Raw genomic sequence first — 12,182 nt, 5'->3', positions numbered from 1 at the left:
GCCGGCGGGAGGGCGCGCGCGTCCGTCGCGGCGGGGGAACCCCCGACCCCCGATTGCTCAGGCCCCGCCCGCTCGGCCCGCTCAGCTCCCGCCCGCCGGGCCCCGGCGCGCCAGGAAGCGATCGAGCGCCACCAGCGCCAGGCCGACAATGAGGAAGCCGGCCGCCAGCAGCACCGCGCTCAGCGCCAGGTGCGCCGCGCCGAGCTTGGTCGGATCCAGGAACCAGTAGGCATACCACCCGTCATAGGCGCCGCGCGCCAGCGCGTAAGCGAGGTAGAGCAGCGGCAGCACCATGGCCCACAAGGCGTCGCTGAAGGCGAGCCCGCCATGGGGGAACAGCGCCCAGGCGATAAGGAACAGCGGCGGCAGCACGTCGTGCAGCGCGTGGTCCGCCACCGCCTGCCAGCCGGTGGGGTTCCACACGTGCCGCAGCAGCAGCGAATAGACGATGCCGATCAAAAGGATCGCGACCGCCGCCGAGAGCCGCGCCCGCGGCCCGGCGGCGGCGCTCTGCGGCGCCAGCGCCATGGCGAGCGCCACCACGGCGGCGAAGATGTTGCCGAGAATGGTGAAATAGCCGACGAAGCGCCACAGGCCGGAGGCCAGCGCCGGCCCCGGCGCGAGCCCGGCCGCCGCCTCCTTCACGACGATGATGCCGTACTGCAGCGCGAGCGCCGCGAACCCGATTAGCGCCACGGCGAGCGCGGCCCTCCTGCCCCAACGTTCCATGACCACCCGTCCCCCGCCGGACGCGGCCGGACCCGACCGGCCGTTCCATGGCCCCGCTGGAGCTTAAGACGCGATCCGCCCAGAGGGAACCGCCGCGTGACCCCTCACGGGCGGTGAGCCCGGCTCGCGCGGGCGGCCGGCGCCAAGCCCCCCGGACTGCTGGGCTATTGGGAGAAGCTGCCGGTGGAGACGATCGGCATCGCGCCCGTGAGCCCGGCCGGCGGCAGCAGGGCGGTCGACTGGCTGGCGCCGGATGCGGCGCCGGGGGTGGTGGGCTTTGCGGGAGGCTTCGGCGCCGGCGGGGCGGCGTTGGTGCGCAAGGCGGCGGTCTCGGCGGCCGAGGGCGCGCCCGATGCCGGCCTGGCGGCGGGGGGCGCAGGAACGGGGGCCGGCGCGACCGAGGCCACGCGCGGGCCGGCGGCGGGGGCCGGGACGGGACGGGCGGACAGCGTGCCGGTTTCCGCAGGGGCGGGCGACGGCGCGCTGGCGACGGCCGCGCCCGCCTCGGCGGTGCCGGTGTCGTCCTCGCCGCGCGGCGGACGGGTGGTTTCGGGAACCGTGCCGGGCGCCTGGGGCGCGAAGGCGTATTCGCCGCTGCCGCCCGCCTGCTTGCGCTTGAACTCGGCGAGGAAGACCGGGTGCATGCCGCCGTCGCGGCCGGTGCGCACCGGCGCCACGGGCGCGCTCTGCGACAGCGCGGCCACCTGCGCCTCGTCGGCGCGGCTCTTGGCGGCCACCGCCTGGGCCACCTGCTCGTCCACCCGGTAGGGCGGGCACGCCTGCTGGGCGTTGAAGGTCTTGCCGAGGTCCGGCTCGGCGTCGAACACGTAGCGGCGCTCGCACACGTTGACCCGCGGCTCCTGCCGGGTCACCTCGAAATGGTCGTAGCCCTCCTTCAGGTTCTTCCAGAAGGCCAGGTTCGGGTTCTTGCGGTTCTCGGCCAGGTTCTTCGGCGTCATCCGGAAGGGATAGGCCTGCACCTGGAAGGCGCGCTGGCCGCCGGCGAAGCTCTCCCGGGCGAGCGAGAAGATCTCGGAGATCTGCTCGTCGGTCATGGCGTAGCAGCCCGACGACGAGCAGTCGCCGTGCACCATCAGGAATTCGCCGGTGCGCCCGTAGGCTTTGTCGAACGCGTTGGGAAATCCGAGATTGAATGAGAGATAGTAGCCCGAGTTCGGGTTCATCTGGCCGGGAGCGATGGTGTAGAAGCCCTCGGGCGCCTGGCGGTCGCCCACCTTCACCTTGGGGCCGAGTTCGCCCGACCAGCGGCAGATGGGGTAGGTCTTCAAGAGCGCGTACTGGCCATCCGCGGTCTCTTTCCAGACCTCGAGCTCGGATTCCTTCTTGAAGATGCGCACCAGGATCGGGCTCGAGGGCGCCATCTGCTTCTGCGAGAGCAGCGAGAGCATCTGCGGCGTCAGCGGCTTGTTGGCCCGGCGCGAGGCCTCGTCGGTCTGACTGCAGGCTGCGAGCGCAAGCGCCACCGTGGCGGCGACGGCCACCGTTCGCACGCGCGCTCCAAATCTCGTCATCGGACGGCTCAACGCGGAACTCCCAACGTCCGTACCCGAACCCACTGAAGGCCAAGAGCGGACGCCAAGTCCATCGGTTAGACCCTGTAGCCTTGACGAGTGGTTACCGCAAGCGGTCCCGAGGACCCCCGTGCAGCGCGGGAACCTACTGCGTAAGAACGATAATTCCGCTCCCAGGCGTGCCCGTGCGACCATCGGCCGTTCACGACATCGCGATCCGCAGGCAAGCGGGAAAATGCGGCCAAGATGAGATGGCGGCGCGGGGCCGCGCCGGGGCCGGCGTCAGAGGTTGCGGCCGATGGCCAGGAACTTCTCGCGCCGCGCCTTGCGCACCGCGTCGCCGTCGAGGCCGGCGAGGGACGAGAGCGCGTCGGCGATGGCCTCCCCGGTCGCGGCGATGGCGGCCTCCGGATCGCGGTGGGCGCCGCCGGCGGGCTCCTTGACGATGCCGTCGATGATGCCGAAGCGCAGCAGGTCCTGCGCCGTGATCTTCATGCTGGTGGCCGCGTCCTGTGCCTTGGCGGTGTCGCGCCACAGGATGGAGGCGGCGCCCTCGGGCGAGATCACGCTGTAGATGGCGTGCTCCAGCATCAGCACCTTGTTGGCGGTGGCGAGTGCGATCGCCCCGCCGGAGCCGCCCTCGCCGATGATCACCGCGACGTTGGGCGCCCGCAGCAGGAGGCAGGCATCGGTGGAGCGGGCGATGGCTTCGGCCTGGCCGCGCTCCTCGGCGCCGATGCCGGGATAGGCGCCGGCGGTGTCCACCAGCGAGATCAGCGGCGTGCCGAAGCGGTCGGCGAGCTCCATGATGCGCGCCGCCTTGCGGTAGCCCTCGGGGCGCGCCATGCCGAAATTGTGGCGGATGCGGGTCTCGGTGGTGGAGCCCTTCTCGTGGCCCAACACGCACACCGCCTCGCCGCGGAAGCGGGCGAAGCCGCCGATGATGGCTTCGTCCTCGCCATATTTGCGGTCGCCCGCGAGCGGGGTGAAGTCCTCGAACAGGGCCTTGGCGAAATCGGCGAAGTGCGGGCGCGCGGGATGGCGCGCCACCAGGGTCTTCTGCCAGGGGGTGAGGTTGGCATAGAGCGCCACCAGCGCCTCGCCGGCCTTGGTCTCCAGGCGCTGCACCTCGTCGCCGATGGCGACGCCGTCCCCGGCGGCGGCGAGGGCGCGCAGCTCCTCCACCTTGGCCTCGAGTTCGGCGACCGGCTTCTCGAAGTCCAGATAGCTGCGCATCGTCATCCGCGAGATTAGACGGGCGTTGAGCCCGCGCCCCCACAAGGCGGCCGGAAGCTGCCTGTGCGCGCCGCCCAAGTCAAGGGCGCGAGTCAAGGGCGCGGGTCCAGGGCGCGGCTCTGCGGGCGAGTCTTGAGCGCGTGACGGCGCGGCGGGAACGGGAGGTGCGCCGGCGTCGTTGTCTCCCATGGCCGTCAACCCCTTGGGAGATGACACATGGCACAGAGCAAACGCCCCGCCGCCCCGGCTAAGGACCGGGCGCGGCCCAAGGCCACGGGCCGCCCGCGCCCGGCCGGCGGCAAGCGGCGGCCCATCGCCGCCCCCGACGTGATGCCGGCGGCCGGCCCCCATGCGCAGGGCCACCTGACCGACCCGGCCAAGACGCCTGGCGCCGGCACCCTTGGCGATCCCGCCCGTCCGCAGGACGGCAACGCCACCAGCGGCTAGCCCGCGCGCTTTGGTGCCGCAGCGCCCTTGTTCGATGCCCCTCGGGGAGGCTATTGCTTCTCGCGAACCTTCCCGGGGACCCATCCAGCCATGCGCGCGCTGCTCGACATCATCCTCATCATTCTCCAGATCTACGTCTGGGTGCTGATCGCCGCGGCCGTGCTGTCCTGGCTCGTCGCCTTCAACGTGGTGAACTCCCACAACGGCTTCGTGCGCAGCGTGGGCGAGTTCCTCTACCGCGTCACGGAGCCGGTCCTGGCGCCCATCCGCAACGTGCTGCCGAGCTTCGGCGGCATCGATCTGTCGCCGATGGTGCTGATCCTCCTCATCTTCTTCATCCAGCGCGTGATCGCCTACTACATCTACCCGAACGTGTTCTGACGGCGCCGCGCCCGGTGGCGTGCTGGCGCACCACGGCGGACGGCGTCGAGGTGACCGTGCGCGTCACCCCGAAGGGCGGGCGCGACGCGGTGGACGGCGTCACCGCCTTGTCGGACGGGCGCGAGGTGTTGAAGGTGCGGGTGCGGGCGGCGCCGGAGGACGGCGCGGCCACGAAGGCGGTGATCAAGCTTGTGGCGGCGGCGGCCGGGGTCTCCCCCTCCCGCGTCGCCCTCGCCTCGGGCGCCACGGCACGGGTGAAGGTGCTGCGCATCGACGGCGATCCCGACGCGCTCGGCGCGGCGCTCGCCGCGAAGGCGGGGGCGTAGGACGCAAAAGGCTCTTGCTGCTCCAAGAGTCGGTCTCGCCGAATGGCCTGGAACAACATCCCCGATCGCGCCCCCGCTCCCGCAAGGGGAGAGGGGAGGAGCGTTCGGATCGCGGCGCACAGCCCCCTACCCCTTCAGGAAATCCGCCCGCATGGGGGTGAACACGTCCACCAGCACCCCCGGCTCGATGCAGACGGCGCCGTGATGCACCCCCGACGGCACGTAGAAGCTGTCGCCCGCCTTCAGCCGCTCGGTCCGGCCGCCGATGGTGAGGTCGAACACGCCGCTCTCGACGCTGGTGATCTGCACGTGGGGATGGGAATGGGGGGCGCCCATGGCGCCCGGGGCGCGGGCGATGACGCGCACCAGCATGATCTCGTCGTTGAAGGTGAGGATCTGACGGCTCACGACCGCGTCCAAGACCTCCACCGGCGCCTCGTGCGCGAAGGCGAAGACGTCGCCCTTCATGGTCATGCCTTTCTCTTTCAGCGCGCGAGCCAGCCGCCGTCCACCGGCAGCACGATGCCGTGCACGTAGTCCGACGCGCGGGAGGCCAGGAACACCGCCGCCCCGCCGAGGTCGGCGGGCGCGCCCCATTGGCCCGCCGGGATGCGGGCGAGAATGGCGGCGGACCGCTCGGGGTCCGCGCGCAGGGCCTCGGTGTTGTTGGTGACGAAATAGCCGGGGGCGATGGCGTTCACGTTGATGCCGCGGCCCGCCCATTCGCAGGCGAGCAGGCGCGTCAGGCCGGCAAGGCCGCTCTTGCTCGCGGTGTAGGAGGGAATGCGGATGCCGCCCTGGAAGGACAGCAGCGAGGCGATGTTGATCACCTTGCCGCCGGCCCCGTCCGCCAGCATGCCGCGCGCCACCGACTGGGTCAGGAAGAAGGCGGACTTGAGGTTGACGTTCATCACCTCGTCCCAGTCGGCCTCCGTGAAGTCGATGGCGTCGGCGCGGCGGATGATGCCGGCATTGTTGACCAGGATGTCGATGCGCCCGCCCGCCGCCGCGCTCTCGACGATGCGCGCCACCGGCTCCAGGCTCGAAAGGTCGGCCCGCACCGCGGTGAAGGCGGCGCCGGCGCGGCGCACCCGGTCGCCGGTCTCGTCCATGGCCGCGCGGCCCACCGCGACGATGCCGGCGCCGGCCTCTGCCAGCGCCACGGCGATCGCCTGACCGAGCCCGGTATTGGCGCCGGTGACGATCGCCCGGCGGCCGGAGAGGTCGAACGGGGACGCCACGGCGCTCACCTGAGCTCCGCCATGGGCACCATGTCCATGTCGGTGTAGTCGATATTGTCGCCGCCCATGCCCCAGATGAAGCTGTAGGCGCGGGTGCCGCAGCCGGAATGGATCGACCAGGGCGGCGAGATCACCGCCTGCCCGTCCGCCACCACGATGTGGCGGGTCTCGTCCGGCGCGCCCATGAGGTGGATCACGCGGGCGTCCTCGGCGAGGTCGAAATAGAGATAGACCTCCGAGCGCCGGTCGTGGACGTGGCAGGGCATGGTGTTCCAGATGTTGCCCTCGGCGAGCTGCGTCAGGCCCATCACCAGCTGGCAGGACTTGACCACGTCCGGATGGATCATTTGGAAGATGGTGCGCCTGTTGGCCGTGGCCTGGTCGCCGAGCGGCATCGTCCTGGCGTCCGCCACCTTCACCACCTTGGTCTCGTAGCGGGCGTGCGCCGGGGTGGAGAGCAGATAGAAGCGCGCCGGGTGGGCGGCGTCGTCGGAGGAGAAGGCGACCTCCTTGGTGCCCATGGCCACATAGGCGGCGTCGCGGCGACCGAGGCGCAGCACCTGCCCGTCCGCCGTGACCGCGCCGGGCCCGCCGATGTTGAAGACACCGAGTTCGCGCCGGTCGAGGAAATGGGGCGAGCCGATGGTGGCTTTGTCCGAGCCCAGCTGCAGGGGCGCCATCAGCGGCACCGCGCCGCCGACGATGAAGCGCTCCACATGGCTGTAGGTGAGGCGGATGCGTGCCGCCTCGAACAGGTCCTCCACCAGGAAGCTGCGGCGCAGCGCCTCGGTGTCGAAGGCGCGCACGGCCTCGGGATGATGCACCTGGCGCACGTCGATCTTCATGGCGGAAACCTCGTCGGAAAGCCGGAGTGAAGGCTCAGCGGAACAGCGCCGGGAGCCAGAGCGAAAGGCCGGGGATGTAGGTGACCAGCAGCAGCACCGCCACCGAGGCGCCGAAGAACGGCCAGATGGTCTTCATGGCCTCGCCGATGGTGATCTTGCCCACCGCGCAGCCCACGAACAGCACCGAGCCCACCGGCGGCGTGTTGAGGCCGATGCCCGCATTGAGGATCAAGATCACGCCGAAATGCACCGGATCGATGCCGAAGGCCTTCACCAGCGGCAGGAAGATGGGGGTGCAGATGATGATCATCGGCGCCATGTCCATGAAGGTGCCGAGGACGAGCAGGATGATGTTGATCAGCAGCAGGATCACATAAGGATTGGACGAGAGCTGCTGCATCAGCTCGATGGTCGCCTTCGGCACCTGGAGGAAGGCCATGAGCCAGCCGAAGGAGGCCGCCGTGCCGATCACGAGCAGCACCATGGCGGTGGTGCGCACCGCCCCCAGCGTCGCCTCCACGAAGGCGTGCCAGTCCATCTCGCGATAGACGAGCGTGGTCACCAGCAGCGCGTAGATCACCGCGATGCACGAGCTCTCGGTGGCGGTGAAGACGCCCGAGCGCACGCCGCCGAAGATGATGCCGATGAGCAGGATGCCCGGCACCGCCGCGACCACCGCGCGGGCGACGCCGGGCCAGCCGGGGAAGGTGCCGGCGGGATAGCCGCGGCGGCGCGCCACCACATAGGCGGCAACCATCAGCGCGGCCGCGAGCAGGATGCCCGGCACGATGCCGGCGGTGAACAGATCGGCGATGGACACCGTGCCGCCCGCCGCCAGCGAATAGATGATCATGTTGTGGGACGGCGGAATCATCAGCGCGATGATCGCCGCGTTCACCGTGACGTTGACCGCATAGTCGCGGGCATAGCCGTGGCGCGCCATCTGCGGGATCATGATGCCGCCGATCGCCGAGGCGTCCGCCACCGCCGAGCCGGAGATGCCGCCGAACAAGGTGGAGGCCACCACGTTCACCTGGCCGAGCCCGCCCCTGAGGTGCCCCACCATCGCGGCGGCCATGCCGATGAGCCGGTCGGCGATGCCGCCGCGCATCATCAGGTCGCCGGCGAAGATGAAGAACGGGATCGCCAGCATGGAGAATGCGTTCATCCCCGAGTTCAATTGCTGAAACACGACGATGGGCGGCAGGCCGAGATAGACCACGGTCGCCACCGAGGCGAGGCCGAGGCAGAACGCCACCGGCATGCCGATGAGCAGCAACACGGCGAATGTGCAGAACAGAACGGCGATGGCCATCGGTTGCTCCCGCCTCAGTCGATGGGGTGCTCGGCGTGGAGCGGCACGTTCGCCTCCTCCACCCCGGCGAGGTCCTCGATGAGCTTTTCAAGCGAGAACAGGGCGATGAGGGCGCCGCCGCCCACCAGCGGCAGGTAGTCCACCCCCTGGGGCAGGTCGATGCCCGCCATCTTGGCGCTCCAGGTGCCCATGGCGAGGTCCCAGCCGTAGAACGCCATGGCGCAGCCGAACCCCATGACCAGCAGGTTGGTGACGGTCTCCATGCCCCGGCGCACGGCCGGCGGGGCGAAATGGAGGCCGATCTCGAAGCCCAGATGGTCGCGCTCGCGCACGCCGACCGCCGCCCCGAGCAGGATGAACCAGCTCATGAGCAGCAGCGAGAACGGCTCGGTCCAGCTGGGCGAGGAATTGAGCACGTAGCGGCCGATCACCTGCCAGAACACCACCCCGGTCATGACCACGAGGCCGCCGCCGGAGATCCACAGCGCGATCCGCGAGAGCTGGCGCACCAGCCGGCGCAGCGGCCGGAGCGCGGGGAAGGGTCCGGACGAACGTCCCATGGGGTCGGATCTCTTCATGGCTTCGGCGGGCAGCGTTTCGGCGTTCATGGCAGTCGTCCCGGGTCCGCCGGCGGCGCCTGGAGCGCGCCGCCGCACGACGTCCCCCCCGGCGCGTGCCGGGGGGAACGCCTCACTGCACCGCCTTGATGCGGTTCACGAGGTCCTTCATCTTCTCGGACGTGACGAACTTGTCGTAGACCGGCGCCATGGCGTCGATGAACGGCTTCTTGTCCACCTCGTTGATCATGGCGCCGCCCTTGACCACCCGCTCCTTGGCCTCGGCATCGCGCTTGGCCCAGAGCTCGCGCATCTTCTTGGTGGCCTCCCTGCCGGCCTCCTTGAACGCCTTCTGCTCGTCCGGGGTCAGCTTGTCCCAGGACTTCTTCGACATCACGAAGACTTCCGGCGCGAGCGAGTGCTCGGTGAGCGAATAATACTTCGCCACCTCGAAGTGCTTCACCGAGTCATAGGAGGGGTAATTGTTCTCCGCGCCGTCCACGAGGCCGGTCTGCAGCGCCGAATAGACCTCGCCGAACGGGATCGGCGTCGCGTTGGCGCCGAGCGCGTTGATCATGGAGATGAACAGGTCCGACTGCTGGACCCGGATCTTCATCCCCTTCATGTCGGCGAGCGTCTTGATGGGCCGCTTGGAATTGTAGACCGAGCGGGCCCCGCTGTCGAAGAAGCCCAGCACCACGAGGCCCTGCGGCTCGAACGCCTTGGCGATCTCCTCGCCGATCGGTCCGTCCACCACCTTGTACATGTGGTCCACGGAGCGGAACAGGAACGGCATGCCGAGCACCGCCGTCTCGGGGATCAGGTTGTTGAACGGCGCCGTGTTGATGCGGTTCATGTCGATGACGCCGAAGCGCGTCTGCTCGATGGTGTCCTTCTCGCCGCCGAGCTGGCCGGCGAAGAACAGCTGCACCTTGTACTTGCCGTTGGTCTTCTTCTCGACCAGCTCGCCGAAATACTTCACTGCCTCGACGGTGGGGTAGCCGTCGGGATGGATGTCGGCGGACTTCAACGTGGTCTGGGCAAAGGCGGGCACGGCCGGCGCGGCGCACAGCAGCGCGGCCAGTGCGAAAGCATGGCGTCGGTTCAGCATGGCGTTCTCCCTTCTCGACTGTCGGTCTTGTTTGGTCTTGACCACGGGATGGCTTGGCCTCACCGAGGGCGGTTGGAGCCCCGCGCCTTGCGCCGCCGGGGCCCGGATGCCGCCCAAGGGGGTGATTTTCCTTCTTGAGCGCCGATTGTATGGTAGTGTTCACTGGTATGCAACAAAGGAGGCCGACGATGGACGCTCTCAATGCGGCCGCCCATGGGTCGGCGGCGCACCGCCTGGAAGCGGAACTCCGGCGCGCCATCGTCGCGCTGGAGCTGAAGCCCGGAACGCGGCTTTCCGAGCAGGAGATCGCGCTGCGCCACGGCGTCTCGCGCCAGCCGGTGCGCGAGGCCCTCATCGGCCTCGCCCGCACCCGTCTCGTGGAGATCCAGCCCCAGCGCGGCACGGTGGTGGTGAAGATCTCGGTCAAGAAGATGATGGAGGCCCGCTTCGTGCGCGAGGCGGTGGAGTGCGCCGTAGCGCGCCGGGCCGCGGAGGCGTTCGATCCCATGGCGCGCCAGCGCATCGAGGACCTTCTGGACCTGCAGGAGAAGACCGCGCGCCGGGGCGACCATGTGGCCTTCCAGCGCTATGACGAGATGTTCCACGCCGCGCTCGCGGAGGGCGCCGCCTGCCCGCTGGCCTGGGAGGCGGTGGGCGACATCAAGGCCCACATGGACCGCGCCTGCCACCTCACCCTTCCCGGAGCCGAGGCGATGCTGCCGCTGGTGGCGCAGCATCAGGCGGTGATGGCCGCCATCGACGCCCGCGACCCGGACGGCGCGGCGGCGGCGATGCGCTTCCACCTCACGGAAATCCTGCGCGCGCTGCCGAAGGTCGAGGCCGAGCATCCCGAGCTGTTCGAGTAGCGCCGCGCGGGCCATCACATCACCGCGCCGATCTGCCAGGGCACGAACTCGGCGTCGCCATAGCCCAGGGCCTCGGACTTGGTGCGCGCGCCGGAGGCGACCGCCAGCACGGCGGAAAAGATCTCCCGGCCCTTGTCCTCAAGGCTCACGCCATCGAGCACGTCGCCGCAATTGATGTCCATGTCCTCCTCCATCTTGCGAAAGATGTCGGAGTTGGTGGCGAGCTTGAGCGAGGGCACCGGCTTGCAGCCGAAGGCGGAGCCGCGCCCGGTGGTGAAGCAGATCAGGTTCGCCCCGCCCGCCACCTGCCCGGTGGCCGCCACCGGATCGTAGCCGGGCGTGTCCATGAACACGAAGCCGCGCGCGGTCACCGGCTCGGCATATTCATAGACCGCGTTGAGGGTCGCGGCACCGCCCTTGGCGGCCGCGCCCAGCGACTTCTCCAGGATCGTCGTGAGCCCGCCGGCCTTGTTGCCGGGCGAGGGATTGTTGTTCATCTCCCCGCCGTTTCGGGCAGTGTAGTCCTCCCACCATTTGATGCGGGCGACCAGCTTCTCGCCCACCTCCCGGGTGGCTGCGCGCCGCGTGAGCAAATGCTCGGCGCCGTAGATCTCCGGCGTCTCGGACAGGATCGAGGTGCCGCCGTTCGCCACCAGAAGATCGGAGGCGACGCCCAGCGCCGGATTGGCGGTGAGCGCCGAATAGCCGTCCGAGCCGCCGCACTGGAGCGCCAGCACGATCTCGGACGCCGGCCGCGCCGTGCGCCGCGCGGCGGCGGCCTTCGGCAGCATCTCGGTGAGCGCGCCGACGATGTGCTCCACCGTGCGCCGCGTGCCGCCCTCCTCCTGGATGGTCAGGGTGCGGAAGCCGTCGCTCTCGTCGATGCCGTAGTCCGACTTGAAGCGGGCGATCTGGAACATCTCGCAGCCGAGCCCCACCATCACCACGGCGGCGAAGTTGGGGTGGGTGGCGTAGCCCCATAGGGTGCGCGAGAGCACGTCGAAGCCCTCGCCCTTCGAGGCCATGCCGCAGCCGGTGCCGTGGATGATCGGCACGATGCCGTCGATGCCGGGGAAATCGTCGAGCGCGCCCGAGCGCTCCAGCGCCTGCGCCGCGAACCGCGCCACCGAGGCCGAGCAGTTCACGCTGGTGAGGATGCCGAGATAATTGCGCGTGCCGGTGCGTCCGTTGGAGCGGCGGAAGCCCTGGAAGCTCGCTTGCTCGGCCTCCGGCAGCAGCGCGTCCGCGCGGGCGTCGGCGGCGAACGCATAGTCGCGGGCGAAATCGTGCAGAGCGACGTTGTGGGTGTGGATGTGGGCGCCGGGCGCGATGGGCGCGCTGGCGAAGCCGATGATCTGCCCGAGCTTCACCACCGGCGCGCCGGCGGCGATGGGCGCGAGCGCGAGCTTGTGGCCCTTCGGGATGCGCGCCAGCGCCCGCACCCCCTCGACCAACGCCCCCTCCGGGACCTGGTCGAGCGCCACCGCGAGGTTGTCCTTCTCGGACAGACGCAGGGTTCGCGGGGATAGGCCCGCCTCCGCCACCTGAGCCACGCATCCTCCCTGGCGTCGCGGGCGCCCCGCGTTGACGTTGTTG

The 12,182-nt window shown here is 70.0% G+C and carries 14 protein-coding genes; 4 read left to right on the top strand and 10 right to left on the bottom strand.

The window, feature by feature from the left end; translation table 11 throughout:
• Nucleotides 1–81: 81 nt before the first annotated feature.
• The 3 genes from ABLE88_RS10210 to ABLE88_RS10200 form a co-directional block, all read right to left on the bottom strand.
• Nucleotides 82–729 carry a Pr6Pr family membrane protein gene (locus ABLE88_RS10210; protein ID WP_348831444.1) on the bottom strand — a complete coding sequence of 216 codons (648 nt, stop codon included), beginning with the start codon at nt 727–729 and terminating at the stop codon, nt 82–84.
• Nucleotides 730–893: 164 nt separating this feature from the next.
• Nucleotides 894–2,240, bottom strand: coding sequence for a murein L,D-transpeptidase family protein (locus tag ABLE88_RS10205; protein WP_348831443.1), 1,347 nt, complete (start codon nt 2,238–2,240; stop codon nt 894–896).
• Between the two features lie 303 nt (nt 2,241–2,543).
• Nucleotides 2,544–3,497 carry an acetyl-CoA carboxylase carboxyltransferase subunit alpha gene (locus ABLE88_RS10200; RefSeq protein ID WP_348831442.1) on the bottom strand — a complete coding sequence of 318 codons (954 nt, stop codon included), beginning with the start codon at nt 3,495–3,497 and terminating at the stop codon, nt 2,544–2,546.
• Nucleotides 3,498–3,713: 216 nt separating this feature from the next.
• Between ABLE88_RS10200 and ABLE88_RS10195 the strand changes: the two genes are divergently transcribed.
• The 3 genes from ABLE88_RS10195 (at nt 3,714) to ABLE88_RS10185 (ending at nt 4,651) form a co-directional block, all read left to right on the top strand.
• Nucleotides 3,714–3,944: a hypothetical protein gene (locus tag ABLE88_RS10195; RefSeq protein ID WP_348831441.1), complete on the top strand. Its 231-nt coding sequence runs from the start codon at nt 3,714–3,716 to the stop codon at nt 3,942–3,944.
• 90 nt (nt 3,945–4,034) lie between these two features.
• Complete coding sequence (locus ABLE88_RS10190; RefSeq protein ID WP_348831440.1) at nt 4,035–4,325, top strand: YggT family protein; 291 nt, start codon at nt 4,035–4,037, stop codon at nt 4,323–4,325.
• 14 nt (nt 4,326–4,339) lie between these two features.
• Nucleotides 4,340–4,651, top strand: coding sequence for a DUF167 family protein (locus tag ABLE88_RS10185; RefSeq protein WP_348831438.1), 312 nt, complete (start codon nt 4,340–4,342; stop codon nt 4,649–4,651).
• A gap of 126 nt (nt 4,652–4,777) precedes the next feature.
• Here the strand turns inward: ABLE88_RS10185 and ABLE88_RS10180 are convergent, their stop codons facing one another.
• From ABLE88_RS10180 to ABLE88_RS10155, 6 genes are all read right to left on the bottom strand, one after another.
• A complete protein-coding gene (locus tag ABLE88_RS10180) occupies nt 4,778–5,125 on the bottom strand; it encodes a cupin domain-containing protein (RefSeq protein WP_348831437.1) in 348 nt (115 codons plus the stop codon).
• Nucleotides 5,126–5,136: 11 nt separating this feature from the next.
• Nucleotides 5,137–5,901: a 2-dehydro-3-deoxy-D-gluconate 5-dehydrogenase KduD gene (gene kduD / locus ABLE88_RS10175; RefSeq protein WP_348831435.1), complete on the bottom strand. Its 765-nt coding sequence runs from the start codon at nt 5,899–5,901 to the stop codon at nt 5,137–5,139.
• A complete protein-coding gene (kduI, locus tag ABLE88_RS10170; RefSeq protein ID WP_348831434.1) occupies nt 5,898–6,737 on the bottom strand; it encodes a 5-dehydro-4-deoxy-D-glucuronate isomerase in 840 nt (279 codons plus the stop codon). The genes kduD and kduI overlap by 4 nt, the downstream gene beginning before the upstream one ends.
• Before the next feature lie 34 nt (nt 6,738–6,771).
• Nucleotides 6,772–8,052 (bottom strand): TRAP transporter large permease, encoded by a 1,281-nt coding sequence (locus tag ABLE88_RS10165; protein WP_348831433.1) that lies wholly within the window; start codon nt 8,050–8,052, stop codon nt 6,772–6,774.
• 14 nt (nt 8,053–8,066) lie between these two features.
• The gene (locus ABLE88_RS10160; RefSeq protein WP_348831432.1) at nt 8,067–8,660 is read right to left on the bottom strand and encodes a TRAP transporter small permease; all 594 of its coding nucleotides are present in this window, start codon (nt 8,658–8,660) and stop codon (nt 8,067–8,069) included.
• A gap of 82 nt (nt 8,661–8,742) precedes the next feature.
• Nucleotides 8,743–9,720 carry a TRAP transporter substrate-binding protein gene (locus ABLE88_RS10155; protein ID WP_348831431.1) on the bottom strand — a complete coding sequence of 326 codons (978 nt, stop codon included), beginning with the start codon at nt 9,718–9,720 and terminating at the stop codon, nt 8,743–8,745.
• Nucleotides 9,721–9,908: 188 nt separating this feature from the next.
• Here ABLE88_RS10155 and ABLE88_RS10150 point away from each other — a divergent pair, with 188 nt between their 5' ends.
• Nucleotides 9,909–10,586: a GntR family transcriptional regulator gene (locus tag ABLE88_RS10150; protein WP_348831430.1), complete on the top strand. Its 678-nt coding sequence runs from the start codon at nt 9,909–9,911 to the stop codon at nt 10,584–10,586.
• Between the two features lie 14 nt (nt 10,587–10,600).
• Here ABLE88_RS10150 and ABLE88_RS10145 read toward each other — a convergent pair whose 3' ends face one another.
• Nucleotides 10,601–12,139, bottom strand: a complete 1,539-nt coding sequence (locus ABLE88_RS10145) for a D-arabinonate dehydratase (RefSeq protein ID WP_348831429.1) — start codon at nt 12,137–12,139, stop codon at nt 10,601–10,603.
• Nucleotides 12,140–12,182 lie beyond the last annotated feature (43 nt).

Source organism: Xanthobacter luteus, assembly GCF_040049235.1.
In the GTDB taxonomy this organism is placed as follows: Bacteria; Pseudomonadota; Alphaproteobacteria; order Rhizobiales; family Xanthobacteraceae; genus Xanthobacter.
Note: the sequence above shows the minus strand (reverse complement) of the source record. Positions and strands in the feature narration are given on the sequence as shown.